A 24982-nucleotide genomic window follows, 5' to 3' on the forward strand; every position below is an offset into this window, starting at 1 on the left:
AAAAAATAACACATGAAAATTCCTACTTTACTAGTATCAGCTGTTTTATCTGCTGCTGCCTTTGCGCAAACACCTTGTCAGAGCGGAAGATATGCCAGCGATGTGTATTCCAACGTAAACGTTACAAGCGATATCGTTTACGGATCAAATCTTTCTTTTTCGGGAGCAACGACTTCCTTAACGTTGGATTTTTATGAACCGGCAGCTGATACGGCAACAGCGCGGCCTTTAATCATCTGGGTGCATGGCGGAAGTTTCCAGTTCGGCTCAAAAACAGATGTAGACGTACAGGAACTGTCCAATCGGTTTGCCAAAAAAGGATACGCCTGTGCATCGATTAACTACCGTTTAGGCTTCTTCCCGGTCGATTCTGTGAATGCCATTAAAGCGGTGTTGCGTGCAACCCAGGATTTGAAGGCTTCTATTCGTTACTTCTATCAGGACCGGGCAACCACCAATATGTATAAGATCGATACCACGCGCATTTTTATCGGAGGGAGTTCTGCAGGGGCCATTGCGGCATTGCACGTAGGATATCTGGATAAAGATTGTGAAATTGCCGATTACATCAACGCAGCAAACCTGGCCGCACTTGGCGGAATGGAAGGAACGAGCGGCAATCCGGGCTATTCGACAAAAGTGGCCGGTGTGATCAATTTATGTGGTGCACTGGGCCGTTACAGCTGGCTCGAAGCCGGAGATATTCCATTGGTATCGGTTCACGGAACTGCCGACGGAACAGTAAAATATAACCGTGGGGTTGTAAATCCGGGAGTTCCGATCATGTACCTGGATGGAAGCCGGATGTTGCTGGAACGCAGCTGTGCATTGAACCATCCGCATAAATTATATACTTTTCCGGGTGCAGACCACGTTCCATACGCAACAGGAACAGGAGCGGCTGCTTATATGGATACCACGGTGAATTTCGTAAGGGATTTCCTGGTGCATCAATTGGGTTGTACCGATATGGACCTGCAGCCGGCAAATCCACCTGCTGAAATGGCATATCTTTACCCGATCAATTACTGTAACGGAGATCCGGTAAATGAAACATGTGTATTAGGCTTGATTGAAAACACTAAGGAGAACGAATTAAGTTTATACCCAAATCCTGCTTCGAGCCAGGTAACTGTGAATTGTGATTCCGAGGGATCCAAGATAATTTCTGTAATCGACGTTTCGGGCAGAACGGTTATGAGTCAGGAAATGAATGAGCACCTTTATGTATTGTCCGTTCGCGATTTAAAGAAAGGAACTTATTTTGTTCGTGTACTTGATCAGGATACTCAGAAATCAATGGTGAAACAGTTGATCATTGATTAAGAACAGGTGATTATAAAACTTCCATAAATAAAAGGCTTCCTTCGGGGAGCTTTTTTTATATTCGCAAGCATGCCGAAAAGTTTGGCAACAAATTTGTAACTTGAGATCAAAATAAATTCTATGAAAAGCATTGGACTGTTAATGATGGTGTTGCTTACCCAAACTGCGCTTCTGGGGCAAAAAACCATTCGAATGACCATCAAGGAAGAATGCGTTCCGTGCCGCAGAATGATGGCTCAAACTTGTTTCCTGGTAAAAAAAGAAGGATCAAAAACATGGGAATTGTTTTATGAACGTATCAAAGGATTCGAATATGTTCCCGGAAACAGATACGTCATTGATGTTATTGAAACGGAACGGCCGGAGCCTGTACCACAAGATTTATCCAAATACCTGTACAAATTGGATCAGGTGATTTCCGTTACGCCAATGGTTAGCGGAAGTGAGGGAATGATTTACAAAGTCATCCGGATGAATGGAAAAGAGGTGGCAAATGCAGAGGTCGCGTTTAGTTTCGACAGCAGCTTTCACCGGATTTCCGGAAAAAGCGGGTGCAACCAATTCAGTGCTCCAATCAAAATGAATAAGAAGCAATCAAAGATCTGCGTAAAAACGGGAGTTTCTACCAAAATGGCCTGTCCGGATATGCAAACCGCGGTAGAGGATGAGTTTTTGAAATCCATTTCCGATCAATCGTTTAAGATCTCTCACAGCGGGAATTTAATGATCTGGAAGGCAAAGAAAAAAGAAGTATTTGTCCTGGAAGCCAGTCCCAAACCTTTTCCGGAAGATCCGGCAGCGACAAGTGGAGGAAAGCCTGAAAGAACACCCTGGAATTACTTTAATCAGCAAAATCTGAAACTGATTCAAATGGATGGGGTTTCAGTAAAGAAATCGGATGCGGCCTTAAAAATGGACATGTCCACTAATTCGTTTACCGGAAGCAATGGGTGCAACCGCATTTCGGGGAGTATGAAAACGACCAGGAATACAGTGTCTTTTTTTGATATCATTTCTACGAAAATGATGTGTACGGATGAATTGGTTGCCAATACCGAGCGTCGTTTCATGGAGATTTTGAGAAGCGAGGGGTTAACGGTTGATTTTGCAGAACAGGTATTTAACATTTACGATGTTTCGGGAAAATTGGTCTTAATGTTTGCGGTTGACGCAACCAAATAAATTTATTCGAGTTTTAATTTCAGTTTTCATATATTTATACACCAAAAATTTTTTTACTATGAAAAAACTAATCAAAATTTCTGCGTTTGCAACATTAGTATTTGTTGGAGCATTAGGAATTCAGTCGTTTACTTCTACGAAGGCAGTGTCTTCAGAGAAGGTATTAAGCAATATCGAATTTAAAGTGATCAATGACACCTCTTCTGAATACAAGTATTGTGTGAATGGAGGTCACAACTACATTAGTGCGGGTGCATCCAAAGGATTCAGCTATAGTGAAGGAACAGAGATTAAGCATTTGGATGGAAGCAACTGCGGAGGAGTTTGGTTTAAAGTAACGAGCTCCATGCATGGAAAATCATTCAAAATTTCTGAATTACCGAAATAAATCATTTCTTGAAATATTGAACAGGAAGCCTCTTTTTTTAAGGGGCTTTTTTGTTTTTCACTCTTTCCCGCAGTTTTTCAATGTAATTCAGGTGAAATCTCTATTCGAATTCATTGAATTCCGTTAATTTCGTATCAGAGTTAATTGATATGAAACGAATTTTGCTTTTGGGTGCCGGCCTCTCTGCTTCTACTTTGATTAAATATTTACTTGATCACGCTGATTATGGGAATTGGCAGCTGCGTGTTGTTGACCAATCATTGGATCTGGTAAAGCATAAACTGGACGGTCATCCGCGAGGAGTAGCTCTTTCCTTTAATGCCTTGGATCAAAAAGAGCGCTGGTCGGAACTGGAACAGGCAGATTTGGTTATTTCAATGCTTCCGGCACGCTTTCATGTCGAGATCGCAAAAGATTGCCTGGAATTAAAAAAACACCTGATTACGCCTTCCTATGTTTCTGCCGAAATGAATGCATTGCATGAAGATGCGCGCAAGGCGGGATTGATTTTTATGAACGAAATAGGAGTGGATCCGGGATTGGATCATATGAGTGCCATGCGCATCATCGATTCAATTAAAAACCAGGGAGGGGAAATCAGTGGCTTCAAATCCTATTGCGGAGGCTTGGTGGCACCGGAAAGTGATACCAATCCGTGGAACTATAAATTTACCTGGAACCCAAGAAACGTTGTGCTGGCTGCACAAGGCGGAATGGCCGGTTACATAGACAGACATCAGTATAAATACATTCCGTATACGCAGGTTTTTACGCGATTGGATAAAATTTCGGTAGAGGGATACGGTGATTTTGAAGGATACGCAAACCGCGATTCCTTGTCTTATCGTCACATCTATGGTTTGGAAGATATCCCGACAATGTACCGGGGAACCTTGCGCAAACCCGGGTTTTGTAAATCCTGGAATATTTTCGTTCAATTGGGATTGACGGATGATCATTTGGTACTCCAGGATTCGGAGAACCTAACACCAAGAACGTTTGTCAATGCGTTTCTTCCCTATGATGAAACGATGCCGGTAGAAGAGAAGTGGATGAATGCCTGCAGACCGTTGGGGATTACAGATATTTCTAAATTTGAATGGCTGGGATTGTTTGACAACTCTGCAAAACTGGGGTTGAAGCATGCGACTGCAGCACAGATTTTGGAGAAAATTTTGCTGGATAAATGGATTCTGGAGCCGCACGACAAAGATATGCTGGTGATGGTCCACCAATTTACATATATGCTAAACGGCGAGAAGCGTTTCATTGAATCTTCGATGGTGAACCTGGGCGATGATCAGGAACATACGGCTATGTCCAAAACGGTAGGATATCCCGTTGGAATTTGCGCAAAACTCATTCTGAATAACCGGATTTCGGAAAGAGGTGTTTTATTGCCCACAAAACCGGAGATTTATAATCCGATCCTGGATGAGTTGGAAGATTTGGGAATTGTTTTCCAGGAATTGGAAAAAGTGGTGTAAGGAATTCCGAATCCCTGTGCTTTAAGAAATGAAGCTGTTGCGCGCGATTAAGCGATAAGTAATCACTCCCAATACTGTTCCGAAAAGAAGCACTTCATCCGGGAACCCCACGAAATAGGAAACCAACAAAACAAGTCCGAAAACAAGGGAAAGAATGATTCCTTGTTTGATACCTTCCCGTGTGAAATAGTGCACAGGATACTTGCGATACAATTGCGGAAGAAGGAACTGTTGCTTGTAAGTCAGGTAACCACTCAATACCATTAAGGGAATCAAAATAAATCCCTGTTGAATTCCCATATCGCTATAGCTTAAAAAAGCCCATATACGTTCAGACCAACTGAAATTGGGATGAAGATTCGGAAGCAGGTAAAAAACGGCCAGAGACGTGCTTAAAATGCACAATAGGGAAATTCCCAGCTGTTTGACAGCTAACTCCTTTTCGGAATTATTTCCGCTGAATTGAATTCGTTTCCGGGCTTTGAATAAACTCAAGACCCAAAATAAGCTCCAGTCGATCAAAAAGAAGAGCAGAATGAAACTCGCATCCCAGTTCCAGTAAAAATATCCCAGAACCGGTATCAGTCCTTCGATAAGTGTTTGGAAGAGGATGGCTCTTTTTGGTGTCATTTGGTTTTGGATAAGCGCTTGATGGCATCTCCCGAGATCGTGAAATCGGGATTGTATTTGAGTGCTTTCCGATAGTACTGGATTGCCTGGTATTTTTCGCCTTTTGTTTCGTAGATCAATCCCAGATTATGCCAGGCCTCCACATAGCGAGGTTCCTTTTGTAAGGTTTCGTTGTAAAAATAGACCGCACTATCCATATCATTTTGTTTAAATTGCTTGATCCAGCCCATTTGGAATAAAGGAGGCGTGAAATTTGGGTCTTTCTTCAGCATTTCCCGGTAAGTCTGCTGTGCTTCCGGTAATTTATCAAAATCCTGGTAGGCATATGCAAGATTGTAGTAGGCTTCAATGTTATTTGGCCTGATTTGGGTAGCCGTAATGAAATACTGGATGCACAATGGATTTCGTTCTTCCTCGTAGATCAGCCCCAATTTGATGTAGGCTGCAAAGAAATCCGGATCCTGGTCGATTGCTGTCTGATAAGATGACTTGGCAAGTTCGCGGTTACCTAAACTCAGGTAAATACTTCCTTTCAGGATATAGGCGTCCCGGTATTTTTTGTTGACTCTCAGAGCCTCATTCGTATAGTAAAAAGCCTTTTCGTTATCACCTTGTTGTGCGTAAGTTGTTGCCAGTGCAACCAAAGCGGCCGTGTTTTTCGGGTCCTTTTTTACTACAAACTTGAAGTGGGATTGAGCGGCCATCACGTCACTTGGAGTACGATCAGCTCTGTTGTTTAATGCATTCGCATACAGGAATCGCGCTTCCGTATTCCATTGCTGCATCCGGTATGCTTTCGCGCCGTCTTGCAATGCTTTATCATAATCGTACCGTTCCAGCATCAAATTACCGTGTTTGATAAGGATCGGAACACTGTCCGGGTACTTTTTGAATAACTGATCTATGGAAAGTTCTTTTTGAGGTTTTTTTGCACCGTTTCCGCCACATGAACTCAAAACTACAAGAAAACCAATAAAAAATAGAATGCGCATATTTTAACTGAATCTGACAACAAAAATAAGGAAATGTATTTAGCTATGAGTAGGAAACGCATTCTTCTTCCGAAACGTTGGAATTTGATCTTTTTGTGAAAATAATTACCATGGAAACTGTTGGCATGGAAAATGTTAACCGGAATGACAAAAATACTCATCTTTAATAACCTTCCGTTCATCTGTAATTAAAGACCCTGAGTGAATGAATAGTTTTGTTTCACTAAACGAAACCGAATGAACAATTTATTACTGATTGTTCTTCTAACTCTTGCGTCTTTTTCCTTTGGTCAGGGTAATTCCTCATACGACCAGAGGCTACTGATCCATTTTACAGAAGAACAACTTGCGGAAATGCCGCAGCCGAAGCTTGAAGCAATTACTTATTATTACTGTGAAAGCTATTCTATTGATGATTCTCATGTGATTGGGTTTGACCCCTATTCGTTTGATGTATCACTGTATGAGGACATGCGAAGAGAATCTGTGGACTTCTCATTCACGAATGATCAGGGTTTGATCATCACCTTGCGGGCGAAAGAGAACTATTTACCGAAAGCAACACTTAAGAAATCATGAGAGGGCTCTTAACAGGTTTGATCGTGGCATCGGGTTTTGCCGCTTTCTCACAATTGCCTTATTCCTGGACTCCGGGTACCGATCCGGGTTGGACCTCTTCGGGCCCGCTGCAATGGAGATCGGGATGCTCGGTGGTGACAACCAACTGCACGGGTACCTACAATAATAACATGAATACGACGTACACTTCTCCTTCAATTGATGCTTCCTGTGCAAATGCATCTACTGTCTCGGTAACATTTACTGCATATGGAAATGCGGAGTATACGTATGATTTTATGTTTATTTATTATTCTACCGATAACGGTGCTACCTGGATCAATCCCTATGGAGCGGGAATCGGTTGGACCGGTAATTTCGGTTCCTCTCCCGGTTCTACTATTCCGGCGATTGTGATACCAACAAGCAATAATATCCGTTTCCGTTTCAATTTCCAGTCTGATAATTCCTTTACGTATCCGGGCTATAAACTGACGGATTTCGATGTTGTCTGTAATGTGGTACTTCCGGTGGAGATTTATTCCTTTACTGGCAAAAGGACCGGCAGTGAAAACCAACTGAACTGGATCACACAATCGGAAAAAGACAATGATTATTTCGACGTTGAATGGTCCGTAAATCCGGAAGCTGATATCTGGTCCCGTATCGGGACCGTTCAATCGCAGGGAAACAGTTCCGAAAAGCAGACTTACGGATTTGTGCATACGAATCCATCTGGCGGGAAGAACTATTACCGGATTACACAGGTCGATCTGGATGGTACAAGAAGAACGTATGAGGAGTTGGTCGTGGTGGATAATACCATGAAAGAAATCCCGGTGAAAGAAGTGGTTAATTTATTGGGACAACCGGCAGATGAAAATACTCCCGGAATAGTGATTTATGTTTATGAGGACGGTACGAAAGTGAAAAAGTACCAGTAGTGCTGCTCAAATGAACATTCAATAAAAAACCCCGTTAGATTCAACTGACGGGGTTTTTCAATGTGTTTGATGTATTTACAGACCTAAAAGAACTGCGTGCGGATCTTTTCCTCCAAAAATAATTCGTTCCGGGTTTTCGATCATCTCTTTCACTTTTACCAGGAAGCTAACGGATTCTTTCCCATCAATGATGCGGTGATCATAAGACAGGGCCAAATACATCATCGGGCGAATTTCAACCTTTCCGTCAATTGCCACCGGACGCTCAATGATATTGTGCATTCCCAGGATAGCGGATTGCGGTGGATTGATAATCGGTGTAGACATCATGGAACCGAATACACCACCGTTGGTAATGGTAAACGTTCCACCGGTCATATCTTCCGGGGCGATTTTTCCGTCGCGTGCCTTAACTGCCAAACGCTTGATTTCTTTTTCAATTTCCGCCAGGCTCATTTGCTCTGCATTGCGAACCACTGGCACCATCAGTCCTTTTGGAGATGAAACGGCGATACCGACATCTGCATAATTGTGGAAAACCATTTCATTTCCGTCAATCTGTGCGTTTACGGCAGGGAATAAGTTCAGGGCTTCTGTTACTGCTTTCGTAAAGAAAGACATGAATCCCAAATTCACATCGTGGAATTTCGCAAACTGATCCTTGTATTTTGCACGCAAGTCCATGATCGGCTTCATGTCAACTTCATTGAAAGTCGTCAACATCGCTGTTTCGTTCTTCACCGATACCAAACGCTCTGCGATCTTACGACGAAGCATAGACATCTTTTCACGGTTCTGATCGCGTGTTCCTCCCCATCCCTGGGCGGCATCTGCAGGAATTCCGGCAGCCATTGCACTTACAACATCTTGTTTGGTAATACGGCCATCTTTTCCGGTCCCATTTATTTTTGCTCCCGAAACCCCGTTTTCGGCCATTATTTTTGCCGCAGCAGGGGATGGAGTTCCTTTTGCATAACTGTCACTTACTGGTCCCGGGTTTGGAGCAGGTGCTTCTTTCTGCTTTTCATCTTTGCCAGATGAAGCCTCCGTCTTCGGAAGCTTTGCTACCTCTTCTTCCACTTTCGGAGTTTCTGCTGCCGGAGCAGCCGAACCAGCCGGTCTTTCAGCAGAAGTATCGATCAGGCAAACCACTTGCCCTACTTTAACTACATCACCTTCAGCAGCTTTTAACGTGATAATACCGGATTGTTCTGCCGGTAATTCCAATGTTGCTTTATCAGAATCCACTTCTGCAATAGCTTGGTCTTTTTCTACATAGTCACCGTCAGAAACCAGCCAGGTTGCAATTTCCACTTCAGAAATCGATTCTCCCGGACTAGGTACTTTCATTTCAAGGATAGACATATTGAATTGGTTTTAATTTTTTAATAATCTTATTTAGCTGCTACCGATGCGTATTGAAATACATCTGCAAACAATTGTTTCAAACGGCGTTCGTGTAATTTTTTGGATCCTTCAGCTGCTGCTGCAGATGCCGGTCTTGTGATTCCAACAAACGGAATGTGTCTCAGGCTCATTGCAATGTAGCTCCATGCCCCCATATTTGCAGGTTCTTCCTGGGCCCAAAGAATATTTTTTGCATTGTATTTGGCAACAATTGCCTCTATTTGTTTTTGCGGCAACGGGTACAATTGCTCTACGCGAACAAATGCCAAATTGTCCACACCCATTTCTGCAGCCTTTTCTTTCAATTCATAATAGAACTTCCCGGAACAGAAAACAAGTGTATCTACCATTCCTGCTTTTGCATTCGGATCATCAATTACTTCCTGGAAACTTCCGCTGGCCATTTCTTCCAGCGTAGAAGTTGCTGCGGGTAAACGCAGGATCATTTTCGGTGAGAAAACAACCAACGGTTTACGGAACGGACGAACCAATTGTCTGCGAAGCAAATGGAAATGGTTTGCTGGAGTGGAAGTATTTACCACCTGGATGTTTTCGTCGGCACATTGTTGCAACCAGCGTTCCATACGGCCGCTTGAGTGTTCTGCTCCCTGGCCCTCATACCCGTGAGGAAGAAGCATCACCAAACCGCTTTGAGTAGACCATTTGTCTTCACCGGCAGTAATGAATTGATCAATCATGATCTGTGCACCGTTGAAGAAATCTCCGAATTGTGCCTCCCAAATTGTCAATCCTTTCGGTGTTGCCAGGGAATACCCGTACTCGAAACCAAGAACGGCGTATTCAGACAAAAGAGAATTATAAATCGTAAATGCTGCCTGTTTGTCGGAAAGCATATTCAATGTCTCGATCTCCTCTTCGTTGTCTTCTGTTTTCACAACAGCGTGACGGTGAGAGAATGTTCCGCGTTCCACATCCTGACCTGAAATGCGCACCGGAATGCCCTCGTCCAAAAGCGTTGCGTATGCCAACATTTCGGCTGTTCCCCAATCCAGATTATTGGTTTCAATTGCAGCCAAACGATCATCGAAGATCTTTTGGATCTTACGGAAATATTTTTTGCCTTCCGGTAAAGTAGCCAGTTTTCGCCCAAGTTCTACCAATTTCTCCTTTTTGATCCCGGTTTCAGGACTGGATTCAAAATCAGATGGTTTGCTGTGACGGAAACCTTCCCAGGTTTTGCTTAAGAAATCCCAAACAACTGCTTTTTCATTCTTGCGTGCAGTTTCGAACTCATTTTCCAGGTAATTGTTGTATTCGTCTTCAATGCTTTTTGCTTCCGCCTCAGATAAGGAACCTTCCGCTGTCAATTGCTTCTGATAAATCACCTTCGGATTCGGGTGTTTGGCAATGATATCGTACAAATTCGGTTGTGTGAATTTAGGTTCGTCACCTTCGTTGTGTCCGTATTTACGGTAACACAATAAATCGATGAACACATCCCGGTGGAATTTCTGACGGTATTCCATTGCAATTTCGATGGTTTGAATGACCGCTTCAATATCGTCTCCATTTACATGAAAAACGGGTGTCAATGTTGTTTTTGCAACGTCTGTACAATAGGTCGATGAGCGTGCATCGTGGAAGTTCGTTGTAAAACCAACCTGGTTGTTTACAACAATGTGGATTGTTCCGCCGGCTCTGTATCCGTCAAGCAAAGCCATCTGGATTACCTCGTAAACAATTCCCTGGCCCGCAACAGCTGCGTCTCCATGGATCATTACCGGACATACCTTGTTCTCATCGTTGAAATGGGCATCCAGTTTTGCACGTGCAATTCCCTGAACTACCGGATCAACTGCTTCCAGGTGAGATGGGTTGGGAGCCAGTGTTAATCCGATCTCTTTTCCTTCTCTGGTTGTCGTTGAACTCGTATATCCCTGATGGTATTTGACGTCACCGTCAAACGCGCCGTCCGCATCGAATTCTTTTCCTTCAAATTCAGAGAAAATATCCTGCGGGCGCTTCTGGAAAATATTAGTAAGCGTATTTAAACGGCCACGGTGTGCCATTCCCATGACAAAGTATTCTACTCCCAAAGCAGATCCTTTTTCAACCAGCGCATCCAAAGCCGGGATCAGTGCTTCACCACCTTCAATGGAGAAGCGTTTCTGTCCGACATATTTTTTGCCTAAAAAGGCTTCAAAATTGGATGTCTGAACCAGTCTTTTATAGATGTGTTTTTTGCGTTCAATGTCAAATTTCGGACGGTTTTTTACTTCGATGCTGTTTCTGAACCACTCCAAACGTTCCGGTTCACGCATGTACATGTACTCAATACCGATGGATTGGCAGTAGCATTGTTCGAGGTCCAGGATGATATCGCGCAAAGTTGCAGCACCAATACCAATTTGTTCCCCGGCCTGGAAAACGGTGTCCAGATCAGAAGCGTCCAGTCCGAAGTTTTCGATGGCCAAAGTAGGCTCATACTTCCGGCGTTCGCGAACCGGATTGGTTTTCGTAAATAAATGACCGCGGGTTCTGTACCCGTTGATCAGGTTAATTACTTTAAATTCTTTCTGAAAATTTTCAGGAATGTCGCCACCTTCCTCGAAGTTCGTGCGGGCAAAATCGAATCCTTCAAAGAATTTTTGCCAGCTAAGATCTACGCTTTCAGGGTCTTTAATATATGATTGATATAAATGATCTATCGCATTTACATCTGCATTTCCGACGTACGTCACTTTATCCATGTTGGTGCACTATAATGGAGGGTAAAGTTAAAACTTTTAGTCCAAGCATGAATAGGAAATGACGATAAAAAAATGCAAAATTGCGAACTATTATTTGAGGGCAAAGGGATTTATCCGTTATGCATGGATTAATTGGCGGAATGAGTTTGTTTTTCCCTCGGATAATTGGTCCCGGTGTCTGCATTTTTTGTTTCAAAACCACCTGAAAGTGGGATGGGATTACTTATATTGGATTTGATAAAAGACTTTCAGCAGTTCGCGATGTAAAATGGCATTTGAAAGGTAAAATAACCGGTTTTCATGGGCGCTTGTTTCCCTGATAATCAGTTCGGGAATATCGATCAGGTACAGCAAGTGCTGCAGTTCGTTTTCCGACAATTGTTTGAGCATGTGCCGGATTTCTTCATTCCACCGGGCCGGATCTGAACTCCTGAGTTCGAATTCCCCGATTCCTGAGCGCTGAAAATCTTTGTGAATTTGTGCCTGCAACTTTTCAAGTAGCTTGCGCTGGCTCAATCGCAATTGCAATTTATGAACGAGCGCGTGTAAATCTTTTTCCTCCATCATTCAGTCATTGAAGTGAACTTCGTACTTTTGCAGCATGATTAATAACTCAAAAGAAGCAATCATTTTTGATTTGGGAGGTGTTTTGTTGAATTTGGATTACGATTTAACAGAAAAGGCTTTTATTTCTTTGGGGATGACCAATTTCGGCGAATCCTATTCTCAACTGCAACAGACTGATTTATTTGACCGCTATGAACGGGGTGAAATTTCTTCTTTTCATTTTATTAATCAGTTATTGGATCGTTTGCCTTTGGGAACGACCGCAAACCAGGTGGTCCATGCATGGGATTCCATGATCCTGGATTTCCCTGTGAAACGTTTGCAGGAATTAGAAGCACTCTCCAAAAAGTACCGTCTTTTTTTACTGAGCAATACCAATGATCTGCACATTGATGCAGTGCGGAGATCTCTTGAAAAGGCAGTTGGACACAGAAGCTTGGAGGATTATTTCGAAAGAACATATTTTTCTTCCGCTATCGGAATGCGCAAGCCGGAGACTAAAATCTTTGAGTTTGTTTGCTCGGAAAACAACCTGGATCCTATGAAGACTGTTTTCATTGACGACAGCCCGCAACACGTAGCGGGAGCCAAATCAATTGGACTGGATGCCTTCTTGCTGGAGAAAAATCAGGAAGTATTTGATTTACCTTTTTTCCTGGCATAATTCCACCAAAACTCCGTTCGAAGATTTCGGGTGAAGAAAAGCTACTAGTTTGTTGTCTGCACCGTTTTTGGGTTGGTCGTTCAGTAACTGGAATCCCTTTGCTGCAAGATCCGACATGGACTGTTTGATATCCGTTACATCAAAAGCAATGTGGTGGATTCCTTCGCCCTTCTTTTCAATGAATTTAGCAATCGGACTGGTTTCATTACTTGCTTCCAACAATTCAATCTTGGATTCTCCCACCCGGAAAAAAGCGGTTTTGACACCCTCACTCTCCACCGCCTCTGTTTTATAGCATTCGGTCCCGAGTAATTCCGTGTAGGTGCGAATTGCTTCATCCAGATTTTTGACAGCAATTCCGATGTGTTCGATTTTATTCATGATTCGAAGATAATAATATGATTCATATGGGCAGGCGATTAATCGCTCGCCCACTGATTTATTTATGAAATAAAAAACCCCGGCATTTATTGTCGGGGTTTCACTATTTTTTCAGAATTTGTTATCCTTTAAAGAATTTTTCGGTTTTATTGTCGAAATTAATGTAGTAAGCACCTTTCAACAAGTTAGAGCAGGGGACCGAGGAACCGATTCCCTTTTTGACAATATTTCCGTAGGCGTCGTAAATCTCGTATTTGGTTTCGATCGGTTTTCCGGATGCGGTAAAGTTGATCTGGTCTTTGACCTTAACCGGGTTCTTGACGACCGGAGGAACCGAAGAAGTGAATTTCACATCTTTCGAATTTCTTTTTGCACCCGAATGATCGATCTGTACTACACGAACGGTGTTTTCACCTGAATGCGGTGCTACCAGGAATTCATAAGAATTTGTTCCCGGAGTTCCTTTTCCTTGTACTTCACCGATTTTCACCCATTTGTTCCAACGGTACTGTTCAATAATAAAAGGAAGTTTTCCCTGTTCGTTGGTTGTTTTCCAGGTAAGCATTCCGCTGTTTTGGATTTGAATATCAACCGTGTTGAAAGTACTTCTTGGAAGCAGCACTTCCGGATTTAAAATTTTTGGTTTGCACCCGTCATTGTGCTCGATTACGATGAAAACAGGTTCACCGATTTCTATGTTAAAAAGAGAAAAGTCAATTTCAAAGGCAGAAATGGCTGTTCCGCCTGGTAAGATGTCGCCGTTTACGGTTACTTTTGTTGCGCAAAAACCAAAGCCATCTCCGTCTTCCGGATTTTGAACATATAAATTTTTACCCTGATAGCTTCCTTCAATAGAAAGAACTGCTGAGCTTGAAAAGCTTAACAGTAACGCGAAAGAGCAAAGTAAGAATAATTTTATTTGTTTCATTTCTATCTAGTAGCTACACTAAAAACTGTGGCAAGTATAATAGCTATTTTTTACATTACCAACATTTTAGGACACGAAATTACAAATTTTTTTCCATTTCAACCACCCAATAAGTTAATTTATCATGAAATAATAGCCGTTCGTCGATTATTTCGCCAGAAAACGTCATATTTGGGGTGCGTATATCTTGATTTTTTAAGTTATTTTAGTAAAAGATTTTTCCTATTGTTGTATGATAAATGCTTACGCTACTATGAAATTAGTTCCTATAATTTTCCTTATTCTCCTCCTCACTTCCTGCGGTTCAGATAAAAAGCAGTTTGAATATGCCGGAGGCAGTTTTAAAATGGCCCTGGATAATACACCGTCTACCTTTATCGCCAGAGAAGTAAATGATGTCTATTCATTTGAATTGCTTTCCCAGGTGATGGAAGGCTTGGTAAGCTTTAATGCGGAAGATCTTTCCCTGCAACCGCAAATTGCCGAAAAATGGAGTATTAGCGGCGATGGAACGGTTTTTACATTTACGATAAGAGATGATGTGTACTTCCACAACAACCCGGTATTCGAATCTCTGGAAGACCGCAAATTGACGGTGGATGACGTGCTCTTTACATTTGAAAAAGCATGCAAGCCGAATGCAGATGGAAATCCGACAGCAGCTTATATGTTCCTGCTTTCCAACCAGGTGAAGGGGGCGAAGGAATACTATGAAGGAAAAGCAAAATCCATTAGTGGAATGAAGGTGAAAAAGAATCAGTTCGAAATTACCTTACTGAATCCGGACCAAACCTACATCAATAAATTGGCCAACCTGAGTGCGAGTATCGTATCAAAGAAAATTGTTGAAGCCAATAAAGAAACGGATGTAGTCGGAACGGGTCCGTTTTGCTTCACTCCACCGACGGAAGATGAAACCTATATCCTGCTGAAGAACCCGGATTATTACATGGTCGACAATAAAGGAAATGCATTGCCTTATCTGGATTCGGTAGTATTTTACGTTCAAACCAGGAAGCTGGAGCAATTGGAAATGTTTGAACAGGGGAAAACCTTATTGATTTCCGGTTTGCCCACTTCGCGCATTACCGAAATGCTGGAAGGAAGGATTTCCGATTTCAATGCACAGCCTCCTCTGAAAGAATTGTACAATAATCCGTTGCTGACAACCCAGTATTATTTCTTTAACATGAATGATCCGCGGTTCAAGGATGTTCGGGTAAGGAAAGCATTTAATTACGCCATTGACCGAAAACGGCTGGCCGACAATGTGCTCCGGAACCAATACTACGAATATGGAATTTACGGGATCACTCCGCCGATCGGATCGGTGTTTAAAGGATATAATTTCTCAGAGATCAAGAAATACGGATATGATTTCAATCCGGAATTGGCCAAACAATTGCTGGCCGAAGCAGGTTATCCGGACGGAAAAGGATTTGGAAGTGTGGACCTGAGAGTCGATATCAGCGACCTGAATACAGCCGTTGCCGAAGAATTGGCCGATCAGATTTACCAAACTCTCGGAATCAATGTCAATATCGACGGCTCCAATTTCGAACAACGGAACGAGGACGGAAATATGGGAAGAGGGGATTTGTTCCGCACGGCTTGGGTGGCTGACTATTCGAGCCCTGAAACATTCCTGGGGAATTTTTATGGAAAACTGGTGCCGAAGGAAAAAGACGTGCCATCAAGCGGGAACCAGTCCAGGTATGTCAATCCGCTATTCGATCAGTATTTCGAGGAAGGTCGTTCGGCAGATCAAAAGAGACGATTGGAATTGTTTTCCAAAGCAGAGATCGAGTTAATGAAAGATCCGCCGATCATCCCGCTTTGGTATGCAAATGATTTTACACTGAGCTATTCGCGGGTCCGGAACCTGAAGAACAATCCAATGGAATTTTTGGATTTGCGCAGAGTATACATCAAAGAGTGGACAAAAGAAGAATATTTGAAGTCTATTCAATAAGTGTATATTTACGGGTTGATATCATCAAAGAATGAAAACTATCCTTACCTTATTGGTATGTGCATTTAGCTCTATTTTAATCGCACAGCCTACTCAAACTGTTCGTGGCACCGTGCTGGATTCCGAATCGGATTTCCCGGTTTTCGGTGCACAGGTGATCCTCACCCTCTCCGATAGTTCCAAATTGAAAACAATGACCAACAATGAGGGCGTTTTCGAATTTTTGAATGTTCCGGTCGGGAAACATCCACTTACGGTTAAATCATCGGTTTATGAGAACTACTCGCTTTCTGTGGATGTTAATTCTGGTAAGCAAACGGTGCTGGAGATCAAGGTGAAAGAACGGATAAGTGAGGTAGAAGAAGTGGTGGTTGTTGCCCAGAAACAGGGAGAAGTCAAAAATGAAATGGCGACCGTTTCTGCCCAGCAATTTTCGGTGGAAGAAACAGAACGCTATGCCGGATCGCGGGGAGATCCTGCCCGGATGGCAAGCAATTTTGCCGGAGTTCAGGGAGCGGATGATTCCCGTAACGATATTGTTGTGCGCGGAAATTCACCGCTCGGGATCGTTTACAAAGTAGAAGGGATTGATATCCCCAATCCTTCACATTTTTCCATTTCGGGGAGTTCGGGCGGACCGGTTTCGATCATCAATAACAAAAGTCTGGCAAATTCGGATTTCTTTATGTCGGCATTTCCTGCGGAATACGGAAACTCGGTTTCTGGGATCTTCGATTTGAAACTCCGCAACGGAAATTCGAAGCAACATGAGTTTACCGGCCAGTTTGGTTTCCTTGGAACAGAAGTCATGGCTGAGGGGCCGCTGAGCAAAAAAAACAATGCCAGTTACCTGATAATGGGTCGCTATTCTACTCTGAGTTTGTTCCAGTTTATGGGAATCCGTATTGGAACAGACGCTGTCCCGGTTTATGGAGACGGAGCGTTTAAGTTCAATTTCCCGCTGAAGAAAGGCGGACAGCTTTCCCTTTGGGGAATAGGAGGAAAGAGCGATATCAAGATCTTAATATCCGAACAGACAGAGTATACAACGGATCTTTATGGAGAAGGTGATCGCGACCAGTATTTCGGAACGGGAATGGGAGTTGCAGGTTTAACGTATAAAAAGTCGCTTTCCGAACGAACTTTTTTGACGACAACTTTCTCCGGAAGTATCGAAGACCAGCATTCGCATCACGATTTGCTGAACCGGTCTTTGGACACGACATACAATGGAAGTGAGCCGGAAGTAAAAATCCGGGTAGACAGTATTTACCGGATTATGGGATACGATTTCAAGATCGCAAAGTATTCCGGAATGTTTAGTATCAATCACAAGATCGGGAAACAGCACATTATCAAAACCGGATTGAATACAGATTTCTTTACGTTCAATATGATCGATAGCGTGTTGAATACGGCGGGAACACAATTTGTCAATCGCTGGGATTACAAAGGCCAGGGAGGAGTTTTGGTCCAACCTTTTTTCCAGTGGAAATACCGCATTACCGAAACGATGGATTTCACTGCCGGATTGCATGCTCAGTATTATTCGTTCAGCAATTCCCTGAGTCCGGTTGAACCGCGCCTGGGATGGAAATGGTCTATGAAAGGCAACCAGAAATTATTTGCCGGAGCAGGTTTGCACAGCCAGACACAACCGTATTATACCTATACCTACCATTTGGAAGATGCTGCCGGAAACCAGATCTACCACAACAAAAAAATGGGGTTCACCAAATCGATGCATTCAGCTATCGGTTATGAAAAGAATTTCAAGAAGGGATTTCAGTTCAAAACAGAAATCTATTACCAGTACTTGTTTGAGGTTCCGGTAACGGTTCAGCCTTCTTCGTTCTCCATGATCAACCAAGGAAGCGGTTTTGCCCGTTTCTTCCCGGACACCTTAAAGAATAGCGGAACCGGGGTGAACTACGGGTTGGAATTGACCCTGCAAAAGTTCTTCGACAAGAGTTTTTACATCCTGACGACAGTTTCAATTTATGACAGTAAGTACAAAGGGAGTGATGGCATTGAACGAAATACCAGTTACAACGGATTGTATACAGCAAATATCTTATTCGGAAAGGAATTCAAACTGGGAAAAAAACACACGCTCGGTTTGGGAGGGAAAGTAACCGTTGCAGGCGGAAAGCGTTACGGGTATATCAATTTGCCGGCTACAAGCGCACAAAAAGAATTGATCTTCAGCGACTCCTTATTCAATACGCGTCAGTTCAAGGATTACTTCCGGGCTGATTTAAAGATCAGCTGGAAAATGAATGCGAAGAAAGCGACGCATGAAATCGGGTTGGATTTGGTGAATATCCTGAATACGCGAAATATCCTGGGCTTGGCTTATGCACCTGATTTGGCAGATCCGAGCAAAGAGCCGTTGGCAGAGAAAACACAGCTGGGCTTTCTTCCGATCTTCTATTACCGGATCAGCTTTAAGTTGGCGAGCGGGAAGAAAGAATAACTCAGGGACTTGATTGTTGGTTTTTTTTTCCGAAATTAGGAGGTAAGTGAATTTGACGTAATAACGTAATATTATGTCACGATCCTACTAAAATGAGCACAAGAAATAACTGGATTTACGTATCAACCATTCTCATACTGATCGTTTCCTGCAACAGTCCTAAACAGCAGAAGAAAATCAACGACGGAAAACTTTTTGAAAAACTCAAGGCAGAAAAGGGTTCTCTGAATGCCGATGAACTGTTAAGGCTGGAACGCGATTTCTCACTCAAACTGTTGGACAAGTACGACTTGTCGGGTTACGATGAGGAAGATACACTGGCTTCCTTCCTAAGGGTTGGTAAAGATGTTTGGATAGCAAGCTGTTATTTGGAGAATGCTGCGGAAACACATTACCCGTTCTTGCGCTTAACCGAAACAAGGGAAAGAGGATTCAAAATGATCAGTCATGGAACAATTCCGATAGCGTATGGGGAATGTGCCTATGAATTGAACAAATTGCTGGTGAGGTCGGGAGAGTATATTTTTCTTTCCCAAAGAAGCAATGGAAGTACGTATTGTGATGATTCACCCCTGGTATTTCATTTGAATGGAAAGAAAGTTCAAAAAAGCGCTGATTTTGCAGTGGCTGTATGGAATAGTTCCGACCGGGAAAATAACCCTGCTCAAAGCGATTTCACGATAGAATCCAATACCCCGGAAAGTATCGTGATTCATGTGCATGAAACGACAATTAACACGGAAATTGATGAAGAAGTTGGTTCGCGGGACTATGATCTTCGTTTCGGGATCCGGGACAACACCATTTATTTCCGCGATACAGTTTATAATTAGTAAGCTCTAAATCTCTGCATTTGGCACGCAGATTTTAACCTGTCTATATCTGTTTAAATCCACGTGCTTTATAAAAATGGTGAGGCTCTTTCGCAGAGAAAGGGGAGCAAATGTGTTTTTGCCGGTATTAAAAGCTTAGCTTTTTCTCATGCGCAACCATCCTAAAATCCGGGAGTGGTCAATTTCCCATAATCCATCATTAAGTTCCAGGTCAAACACATCTCTCGGATGGTCCGGGTTTCCTGCATTCTGCTGGATGATTTCCACTTCATCATCCGTCACTTTTGAGACAATCACCACGTGTCCGTATTCATTGGAGAGTGTAGCATCCATGATAATTAAATCTCCTACTTCGGGTTTACTCTTACTGGGATTGGAATGTTGGATCAAATCCCGGTCTGAATTCAGCTCTCCGTCTTTTAATGTTTTATTGAAGAAATCGATGGCATTTCCGTAAGCATTGGGCATTTTGTGTTTGTAATACTCATAATAGTAGCGTTTCACAAATTCCACGCATTGATACTTTAGCCCGATATTGTAGCCATCAGGAGAAGTGTTCCTTCCGCTGACATTTCCCATTCCGCCATTATAGTAAACAACCACATGGTTTAAACTGTCCAGGCGATCACCGATCTGGTAATTCCGGTCAGGAAATTCATTTCTTCTGTAAAGAAAGAATACGCATGCACTTATTGCACTAATCGTGACGAGAAAAATGAGCGTTTTTTTCATGGGGCAGAAAGATTTGTTTCTAGGATGCGTTTGACGTTCCTCAATGCTTTTTTGGTGCAATAGGTTTGATAAGGAGCGGAAAATACGGGACCCAATAAGGCGGTCAGAAAATTTCCGGGTTTGGAGAAGGTCCGGATTTTAAAAATTATTTTTCCCTTTCCTTCTTCCAGTATAAAATAGGAAATCCCGCATTCTACATGTCCTTGTAGTGTCTCGTAGCTAAAACCGCAACGATTTTCTTCCCGGATAAGGTCTTTGATTCGCACTCCGAAAAGCGCTTTTGGGGAAAATTTCGGGAAGGGTGGAAGATAAACTTGCTGTAAAATAGTGTCGTTTGCTTTCATCGTTCTCCCTTCATCTCTCCATTGCGGATATCCGGTAAGGATGTGATCAGGAAAGATCCGGTAATCGAAAAAAGGATCCAGGTTGATCTCTTCCAACGTTCGTTCGGTCGGAATTTCAATGGAAGAAATTTTTTCGACTAACCGGTCCTTTTCATAATGCATGACAGGAACTTTTTTGAGTTCTTCCAGATACTTTTTGAATTTCTTTTTTTGGTTGGTGAAGGCGATCTTCATGAGTTGGGATTTGCATTAAAATTAACTTATAATCGAATACCCAATACACATACATCATCGATCTGCTCCAGGCTTCCTTTCCAGGCTTCGAAGCGGGCAGAAAGAATGGTTTCCATGTTTTTCTCCGTGTTTTCCAACAGCAATTCCTTGAATGGTTTGTAACGGAATTTTTTATTCTTCGGGCCGCCGAACTGGTCGGCAAAGCCATCGGTGAAAAGAACCAGTAAATCTCCGCTCTGGCAGGAAAACTCCTGTTGGGTAAACGGTTTCAGATCGTGTGAATAACCCACAGGTTGCCGGTTTGCAGCACGTTCTTCCAACACATGTCCGGAGATATGGTAAACAGAATTATTCGCGGCGGCGAAAACGTATTTGGTAGCCTTTCTGTCGATTCGCAGGATGGAAATATCCATTCCGTCCTTGTATTCGCTGCTTTTTCCTTCTTTATCGAAGGCAGCGATAATTCCCGAACGCAATTCATTAAGAATTTCAGCCGGACTGAAAACGCGTTTGTTCTCTACAATTTCATGAAGGAGGTTGATTCCGAGTACGCTCATCAAAGCCCCAGGGACGCCATGTCCCGTGCAATCGCCAACTGCAACGAAACGGTAATCCTCGTTTTGAAAGATCCAGTAAAAATCACCGCTAACAATATCCTTTGGCTGAAAATAGAGAAACGAACTCGGGAAGAGCAATTGCATGTTATTTTTGCTGGGCAGCAGTGCCGATTGGATGCGTTGTGCATAATGCATACTGTCGAGGATGTCCTTGTTCTTTTCTTCTATGAGATTTTTTTGTTCGGTGATGCGCTTTTGAGATTTGAGCATTTCCTCTTTGAAAAACAGGATGATCAGGGATGCAATGATGAATAAAAGGAAGAGATTAACATTTCCGATAATGGCTTGAACGGTTTCGGATTGCTCCAGCACGGTAATGAACGGCTTGTGAAAATGCAGCCAGGTAGTGAGTCCGAAGAAAGAAACAACGGCAAAGGCAATAAATCCCTGGATCGTTTTCCGCTTGTCAAACATCACCGCACTGATCATGCACATGATAAAGAGATAGAAATGGAGGTTGGTTTGCAGTCCATACGTTAGTGTTCCCTCAATAAAGTAGATAAAACCGCAGCAAATGTGAAAGAAGAAAGCCTGTTCATATTTTTTCCAGCGGATCAGGAAGAAGGTAATCAAACTGGCAACAAAGAAAAAGCTGTTATTGAAAATTCCTGCCGGCTCGTGATAGTAGAAATAGACCGGGGTGTAGCAGAACATGACTACAGCGGTCAGCAAGGCGATCAGGTTACCGATACGGATCTTCCGGTTCAGGGAATCCGGGTTCTCAGTAGTAATTCCGTTGTCGAGTATTGGTGCAATCATTGCTTCAAATATACCATTCTAAAGTAGTTTTTCCTTCTTCCAGGCAAGAACCTTTACCCCGGGGGAATAATGCACCCGATCAGGCTTATTCTTCAGGTCTATTTCTCCAAACCGATAGGTTGTTTGAATTTCATTCATTTCGACTTCCAGTAATTCCCATGGAAGGTGATGGATTTCATACATGTAGGTTTTGAGTCCGCGATCCAGGTAAAGACAGTAACGTTCGGTAAGCCACAGGTCCAGTTCTGTTTTTGGCACCGGCTTATTCGAAACAGTGTATTTGGCAGAGAACCGGAACCCTTTTTTCTTTAGGTTGGAAGTATATTCCTGGAATATGTTTTTCTGAATCCGGATCATCTTTGCTTTTTCATAAGGTAATCCCGAAAGCAGTTTGGAAAGTTTCGCCGAAACCAGCTTCTGTGCTTCGATATTCAAAAAGTAAACACCCGGCTTGTTGTTGTGAGTAACATACGTTCGGATATTGATCTCGTGAAAGTTGGAAACAGGTGAAAAAGCGGGCAGATTTTTCGGCCGGATCTTTTCCATGGTGAATGCTACGAGCGAGATCCATGCTTCGCCTTCATATGTATCCAATTCAAGTCCCTTTGGAATGAAGGGTTCCAATAACCCCGGTTCCACTTTCCAATGAAGAAACAAGGCATGATTCCACTCCTGGTAATAGCTCCAGCTTTTGGTTGGGATTGGCCAGGGTCTGTGGGAGACAGATTGGAACAGGCGCTCTTTGGCGGTTTTGTTCATGGATTTAATTCTTACATTGCTTACAGTCAAAAATAGGAAATAGTGCTGATGATTGACCGGATTCTGCGTAATTTTAAACCATGAAACCATTGCGAAAAGATATTAAACCTGGAATGCTTGTTCTCTTTGTTCAAAAGAAACACCAGGCAAGCGGAGAATTAACCGAAGGAATTGTAAAATCGATTCTTACGAGTGCGCCTTCCCATCCGCACGGGATTAAGATCATGACGGTTGATAAATTGGTTGGAAGGGTTACGGAAATTCTGGACAGTGAAGTGGATTAAGTATGATCCGCTAGATAGCATATGATGCCCATTCCCATTTTTACCACTGATGCATTGATATTTGGAAGCGCCTACCGGTCGCTTCTTTTTCATTTTTAGTGTAGAACTTGGCGAGTCCGGTAGGCTCGCATGAATCTGTGGTAAAGAAAAAAGGGTGCGATTAATCGCACCCCTCGTATTTTGAATGAAAATGATTTTACAAATCAAACTTGATTCCCTGTGCCAATGGCAACGAATCGGTGTAATTGATTGTGTTTGTCTGGCGGCGCATGTATACTTTCCATGCATCCGATCCTGACTCACGTCCGCCACCGGTTTCTTTTTCACCACCGAAAGCTCCGCCGATCTCAGCACCTGAAGTACCGATATTCACGTTTGCAATTCCACAGTCGGAACCAGCCTGGGACAAGAACGCTTCCGCTTCTTTCAGGTTGTTGGTCATAATTGCAGAAGACAATCCCTGAGGAACTCCGTTTTGGAGTGCAATTGCATTCTCTACACCACCGGAATATTTCATCAGGTACAATACCGGTGCAAACGTTTCGTGCTGAACAATTTTAAAGCTGTTTTGAGCCTCTGCAATTGCCGGTTTCACGTAGCATCCGCTTTCATATCCTTCTCCGGAAAGAACTCCGCCTTCAACCAGGATTTTTCCACCTTCTTCCACCACCTGAACCAATGCATTCTGGTAAGCTTTTACCGCATCTTTATCGATTAGCGGACCTACGTGGTTATTCTGATCCAAAGGATTTCCGATACGCAATTGTCCGTAAGCATTTACCAAGGCATCTCTTACTTTATCGTAAACAGATTCGTGAATGATCAAACGACGAGTAGAAGTACAACGTTGACCGGCTGTTCCTACTGCACCGAATACAGCTCCCGGAACAACAATTTTCAAATCTGCACTTTCAGTAATGATCACCGCGTTGTTTCCTCCTAATTCCAATAAGTGACGGCCCAAACGTTTTCCAACTGCTTCACCAACCAATTTACCCATGCGAGTAGATCCTGTTGCAGAAATCAATGGAACACGTGTATCGTTTGACATTAATTTTCCTATTTCAGCGTCTCCGATCAACAAACAAGAAACTCCTTCAGGAACTCCGTTTGCTTCGAAAACTTCTTGTGTCAATTTTTGACAAGCGATAGCAGTCAACGGTGTTTTTTCGGATGGTTTCCAAATACAAACGTCTCCACAAACCCAAGCTAAAGCAGTGTTCCAATTCCAAACTGCAACCGGGAAGTTGAACGCAGAAATAATTCCTACAATTCCCAGCGGGTGGTACTGTTCGTACATTCTATGTCCTGCGCGCTCAGAGTGCATGGTCAAACCGTATAGCTGACGGGAAAGTCCAACTGCGAAATCACAGATGTCGATCATCTCCTGAACTTCACCCAAACCTTCTTGAAGTGATTTCCCCATTTCATAAGAAACCAATTCACCTAAAGCTTGTTTTTTCTCACGGATTTTCTCTGCTAACTGACGAATAACTTCTCCACGTTTCGGTGCAGGAACCATTCTCCAATATTTAAATGCTTCTTGCGCTTTCAATACGATTGCTTCGTACTCTGCCTCCGTTGCCGAAGCAACAGATGCGATCACTTTTCCGTCAACCGGCGAAACTGAATCGATTTGAGTTCCACGCGTGTTAAACCAATATCCTCCTGTGGAAGCTCCACGGTTTACCGCTTCAATCCCCAATGTTTTTAATGTTTCTTGTATTCCAAGATCTGTTGCTGTTGCTGACATTCCTATTCGATTAGTTTGTGCAAAATTACACAATTTTACCGACTAATAGTTCGT

General features: G+C 42.9%; 23 protein-coding genes. 11 read left to right on the forward strand and 12 right to left on the reverse strand.

Going from position 1 to position 24982, the window contains the following annotated elements; translation table 11 throughout:
- Positions 1–12: 12 nt before the first annotated feature.
- The 4 genes from FO442_RS05435 to FO442_RS05450 all read left to right on the forward strand — a co-directional run bounded on the left by FO442_RS05435 (position 13) and on the right by FO442_RS05450 (position 4383).
- Positions 13–1326 carry a T9SS type A sorting domain-containing protein gene (locus FO442_RS05435; RefSeq protein WP_144332139.1) on the forward strand — a complete coding sequence of 438 codons (1314 nt, stop codon included), beginning with the start codon at positions 13–15 and terminating at the stop codon, positions 1324–1326.
- A 120-nt stretch (positions 1327–1446) separates the two neighbouring features.
- Positions 1447–2508, forward strand: a complete 1062-nt coding sequence (locus FO442_RS05440) for an META domain-containing protein (RefSeq protein ID WP_144332140.1) — start codon at positions 1447–1449, stop codon at positions 2506–2508.
- Between the two features lie 58 nt (positions 2509–2566).
- Entirely contained in the window at positions 2567–2896 is a 330-nt protein-coding gene (locus FO442_RS05445; protein WP_144332141.1) for a hypothetical protein, read from the forward strand.
- Between the two features lie 149 nt (positions 2897–3045).
- The gene (locus tag FO442_RS05450) at positions 3046–4383 is read left to right on the forward strand and encodes a saccharopine dehydrogenase family protein (protein ID WP_144332142.1); all 1338 of its coding nucleotides are present in this window, start codon (positions 3046–3048) and stop codon (positions 4381–4383) included.
- A 21-nt stretch (positions 4384–4404) separates the two neighbouring features.
- Here FO442_RS05450 and FO442_RS05455 read toward each other — a convergent pair whose 3' ends face one another.
- Both FO442_RS05455 and FO442_RS05460 read right to left on the reverse strand, forming a co-directional pair.
- Positions 4405–5013, reverse strand: a complete 609-nt coding sequence (locus tag FO442_RS05455; protein WP_144332143.1) for a hypothetical protein — start codon at positions 5011–5013, stop codon at positions 4405–4407.
- On the reverse strand, positions 5010–6005 hold the full coding sequence (locus tag FO442_RS05460; RefSeq protein WP_144332144.1) for a tetratricopeptide repeat protein: 996 nt from the start codon (positions 6003–6005) through the stop codon (positions 5010–5012). The genes FO442_RS05455 and FO442_RS05460 overlap by 4 nt, the downstream gene beginning before the upstream one ends.
- Positions 6006–6242: 237 nt before the next feature.
- On the opposite strand from FO442_RS05460, the gene FO442_RS05465 reads away from it, so the two are divergent.
- Together FO442_RS05465 and FO442_RS05470 are read left to right on the forward strand one after the other, a co-directional pair.
- The gene (locus FO442_RS05465; protein WP_144332145.1) at positions 6243–6584 is read left to right on the forward strand and encodes a hypothetical protein; all 342 of its coding nucleotides are present in this window, start codon (positions 6243–6245) and stop codon (positions 6582–6584) included.
- Complete coding sequence (locus FO442_RS05470) at positions 6581–7507, forward strand: hypothetical protein (RefSeq protein WP_144332146.1); 927 nt, start codon at positions 6581–6583, stop codon at positions 7505–7507. Before FO442_RS05465 ends, FO442_RS05470 begins: the two co-directional genes overlap by 4 nt.
- A gap of 75 nt (positions 7508–7582) precedes the next feature.
- Here FO442_RS05470 and odhB read toward each other — a convergent pair whose 3' ends face one another.
- From odhB to FO442_RS05485, 3 genes are all read right to left on the reverse strand, one after another.
- Positions 7583–8872, reverse strand: a complete 1290-nt coding sequence (gene odhB / locus FO442_RS05475) for a 2-oxoglutarate dehydrogenase complex dihydrolipoyllysine-residue succinyltransferase (RefSeq protein ID WP_144332147.1) — start codon at positions 8870–8872, stop codon at positions 7583–7585.
- A 29-nt stretch (positions 8873–8901) separates the two neighbouring features.
- Positions 8902–11625: a 2-oxoglutarate dehydrogenase E1 component gene (locus tag FO442_RS05480; RefSeq protein ID WP_144332148.1), complete on the reverse strand. Its 2724-nt coding sequence runs from the start codon at positions 11623–11625 to the stop codon at positions 8902–8904.
- Positions 11626–11844: 219 nt separating this feature from the next.
- Positions 11845–12192 carry a hypothetical protein gene (locus FO442_RS05485; protein WP_144332149.1) on the reverse strand — a complete coding sequence of 116 codons (348 nt, stop codon included), beginning with the start codon at positions 12190–12192 and terminating at the stop codon, positions 11845–11847.
- 34 nt (positions 12193–12226) lie between these two features.
- Here FO442_RS05485 and FO442_RS05490 point away from each other — a divergent pair, with 34 nt between their 5' ends.
- Positions 12227–12856: an HAD family hydrolase gene (locus tag FO442_RS05490; RefSeq protein ID WP_144332150.1), complete on the forward strand. Its 630-nt coding sequence runs from the start codon at positions 12227–12229 to the stop codon at positions 12854–12856.
- On the opposite strand, the gene mce is transcribed toward FO442_RS05490, so the two are convergent.
- Together mce and FO442_RS05500 are read right to left on the reverse strand one after the other, a co-directional pair.
- Positions 12836–13237 (reverse strand): methylmalonyl-CoA epimerase, encoded by a 402-nt coding sequence (gene mce / locus FO442_RS05495; protein WP_144332151.1) that lies wholly within the window; start codon positions 13235–13237, stop codon positions 12836–12838. The two genes, FO442_RS05490 and mce, sit on opposite strands and share 21 nt — an antisense overlap.
- A 121-nt stretch (positions 13238–13358) precedes the next feature.
- Positions 13359–14165 (reverse strand): hypothetical protein, encoded by an 807-nt coding sequence (locus tag FO442_RS05500; RefSeq protein ID WP_144332152.1) that lies wholly within the window; start codon positions 14163–14165, stop codon positions 13359–13361.
- 253 nt (positions 14166–14418) lie between these two features.
- Here FO442_RS05500 and FO442_RS05505 point away from each other — a divergent pair, with 253 nt between their 5' ends.
- From FO442_RS05505 to FO442_RS05515, 3 genes are all read left to right on the forward strand, one after another.
- A complete protein-coding gene (locus FO442_RS05505) occupies positions 14419–16137 on the forward strand; it encodes an ABC transporter substrate-binding protein (protein ID WP_186279926.1) in 1719 nt (572 codons plus the stop codon).
- Positions 16138–16168: 31 nt separating this feature from the next.
- Positions 16169–18613, forward strand: a complete 2445-nt coding sequence (locus tag FO442_RS05510) for a TonB-dependent receptor (protein ID WP_144332154.1) — start codon at positions 16169–16171, stop codon at positions 18611–18613.
- A 92-nt stretch (positions 18614–18705) separates the two neighbouring features.
- Entirely contained in the window at positions 18706–19446 is a 741-nt protein-coding gene (locus tag FO442_RS05515; RefSeq protein WP_144332155.1) for a hypothetical protein, read from the forward strand.
- Positions 19447–19581: 135 nt separating this feature from the next.
- On the opposite strand, the gene FO442_RS05520 is transcribed toward FO442_RS05515, so the two are convergent.
- The 4 genes from FO442_RS05520 to FO442_RS05535 are packed head-to-tail and all read right to left on the reverse strand — an operon-like array spanning position 19582 to position 22891.
- Positions 19582–20178, reverse strand: a complete 597-nt coding sequence (locus FO442_RS05520) for a CHAP domain-containing protein (protein ID WP_144332156.1) — start codon at positions 20176–20178, stop codon at positions 19582–19584.
- Complete coding sequence (locus tag FO442_RS05525) at positions 20175–20756, reverse strand: DUF1990 family protein (RefSeq protein ID WP_222101973.1); 582 nt, start codon at positions 20754–20756, stop codon at positions 20175–20177. Before FO442_RS05525 ends, FO442_RS05520 begins: the two co-directional genes overlap by 4 nt.
- A gap of 26 nt (positions 20757–20782) precedes the next feature.
- Positions 20783–22132: a PP2C family protein-serine/threonine phosphatase gene (locus tag FO442_RS05530; protein WP_144332157.1), complete on the reverse strand. Its 1350-nt coding sequence runs from the start codon at positions 22130–22132 to the stop codon at positions 20783–20785.
- An 18-nt stretch (positions 22133–22150) separates the two neighbouring features.
- Positions 22151–22891 (reverse strand): YqjF family protein, encoded by a 741-nt coding sequence (locus FO442_RS05535; RefSeq protein ID WP_144332158.1) that lies wholly within the window; start codon positions 22889–22891, stop codon positions 22151–22153.
- 80 nt (positions 22892–22971) lie between these two features.
- Between FO442_RS05535 and FO442_RS05540 the strand changes: the two genes are divergently transcribed.
- Positions 22972–23175 carry a YwbE family protein gene (locus tag FO442_RS05540; RefSeq protein WP_144332159.1) on the forward strand — a complete coding sequence of 68 codons (204 nt, stop codon included), beginning with the start codon at positions 22972–22974 and terminating at the stop codon, positions 23173–23175.
- 196 nt (positions 23176–23371) lie between these two features.
- Here the strand turns inward: FO442_RS05540 and amaB are convergent, their stop codons facing one another.
- Positions 23372–24928, reverse strand: coding sequence for an L-piperidine-6-carboxylate dehydrogenase (gene amaB, locus FO442_RS05545; protein WP_144332160.1), 1557 nt, complete (start codon positions 24926–24928; stop codon positions 23372–23374).
- Positions 24929–24982: the final 54 nt, after the last annotated feature.

It is taken from the genome of Fluviicola chungangensis (assembly GCF_007558725.1).
In the GTDB taxonomy this organism is placed as follows: Bacteria; Bacteroidota; Bacteroidia; order Flavobacteriales_D; family Crocinitomicaceae; genus Fluviicola; species Fluviicola chungangensis.

Bases quoted from the DNA above. Each gene is read 5' to 3' on its own strand.
- FO442_RS05500 (WP_144332152.1), bottom strand. From the start codon at position 14,165: ATGAAACAAATAAAATTATTCTTACTTTGCTCTTTCGCGTTACTGTTA.
- FO442_RS05490 (WP_144332150.1), top strand. From the start codon at position 12,227: ATGATTAATAACTCAAAAGAAGCAATCATTTTTGATTTGGGAGGTGTT.
- FO442_RS05530 (WP_144332157.1), bottom strand. From the start codon at position 22,132: ATGATTGCACCAATACTCGACAACGGAATTACTACTGAGAACCCGGAT.
- FO442_RS05470 (WP_144332146.1), top strand. From the start codon at position 6,581: ATGAGAGGGCTCTTAACAGGTTTGATCGTGGCATCGGGTTTTGCCGCT.
- mce (WP_144332151.1), bottom strand. From the start codon at position 13,237: ATGAATAAAATCGAACACATCGGAATTGCTGTCAAAAATCTGGATGAA.
- FO442_RS05540 (WP_144332159.1), top strand. From the start codon at position 22,972: ATGAAACCATTGCGAAAAGATATTAAACCTGGAATGCTTGTTCTCTTT.
- FO442_RS05465 (WP_144332145.1), top strand. From the start codon at position 6,243: ATGAACAATTTATTACTGATTGTTCTTCTAACTCTTGCGTCTTTTTCC.
- odhB (WP_144332147.1), bottom strand. From the start codon at position 8,872: ATGTCTATCCTTGAAATGAAAGTACCTAGTCCGGGAGAATCGATTTCT.
- FO442_RS05535 (WP_144332158.1), bottom strand. From the start codon at position 22,891: ATGAACAAAACCGCCAAAGAGCGCCTGTTCCAATCTGTCTCCCACAGA.
- FO442_RS05445 (WP_144332141.1), top strand. From the start codon at position 2,567: ATGAAAAAACTAATCAAAATTTCTGCGTTTGCAACATTAGTATTTGTT.
- amaB (WP_144332160.1), bottom strand. From the start codon at position 24,928: ATGTCAGCAACAGCAACAGATCTTGGAATACAAGAAACATTAAAAACA.
- FO442_RS05520 (WP_144332156.1), bottom strand. From the start codon at position 20,178: ATGAAAAAAACGCTCATTTTTCTCGTCACGATTAGTGCAATAAGTGCA.
- FO442_RS05525 (WP_222101973.1), bottom strand. From the start codon at position 20,756: ATGAAGATCGCCTTCACCAACCAAAAAAAGAAATTCAAAAAGTATCTG.
- FO442_RS05450 (WP_144332142.1), top strand. From the start codon at position 3,046: ATGAAACGAATTTTGCTTTTGGGTGCCGGCCTCTCTGCTTCTACTTTG.
- FO442_RS05505 (WP_186279926.1), top strand. From the start codon at position 14,419: ATGAAATTAGTTCCTATAATTTTCCTTATTCTCCTCCTCACTTCCTGC.
- FO442_RS05455 (WP_144332143.1), bottom strand. From the start codon at position 5,013: ATGACACCAAAAAGAGCCATCCTCTTCCAAACACTTATCGAAGGACTG.
- FO442_RS05515 (WP_144332155.1), top strand. From the start codon at position 18,706: ATGAGCACAAGAAATAACTGGATTTACGTATCAACCATTCTCATACTG.
- FO442_RS05435 (WP_144332139.1), top strand. From the start codon at position 13: ATGAAAATTCCTACTTTACTAGTATCAGCTGTTTTATCTGCTGCTGCC.
- FO442_RS05480 (WP_144332148.1), bottom strand. From the start codon at position 11,625: ATGGATAAAGTGACGTACGTCGGAAATGCAGATGTAAATGCGATAGAT.
- FO442_RS05510 (WP_144332154.1), top strand. From the start codon at position 16,169: ATGAAAACTATCCTTACCTTATTGGTATGTGCATTTAGCTCTATTTTA.
- FO442_RS05485 (WP_144332149.1), bottom strand. From the start codon at position 12,192: ATGATGGAGGAAAAAGATTTACACGCGCTCGTTCATAAATTGCAATTG.
- FO442_RS05440 (WP_144332140.1), top strand. From the start codon at position 1,447: ATGAAAAGCATTGGACTGTTAATGATGGTGTTGCTTACCCAAACTGCG.
- FO442_RS05460 (WP_144332144.1), bottom strand. From the start codon at position 6,005: ATGCGCATTCTATTTTTTATTGGTTTTCTTGTAGTTTTGAGTTCATGT.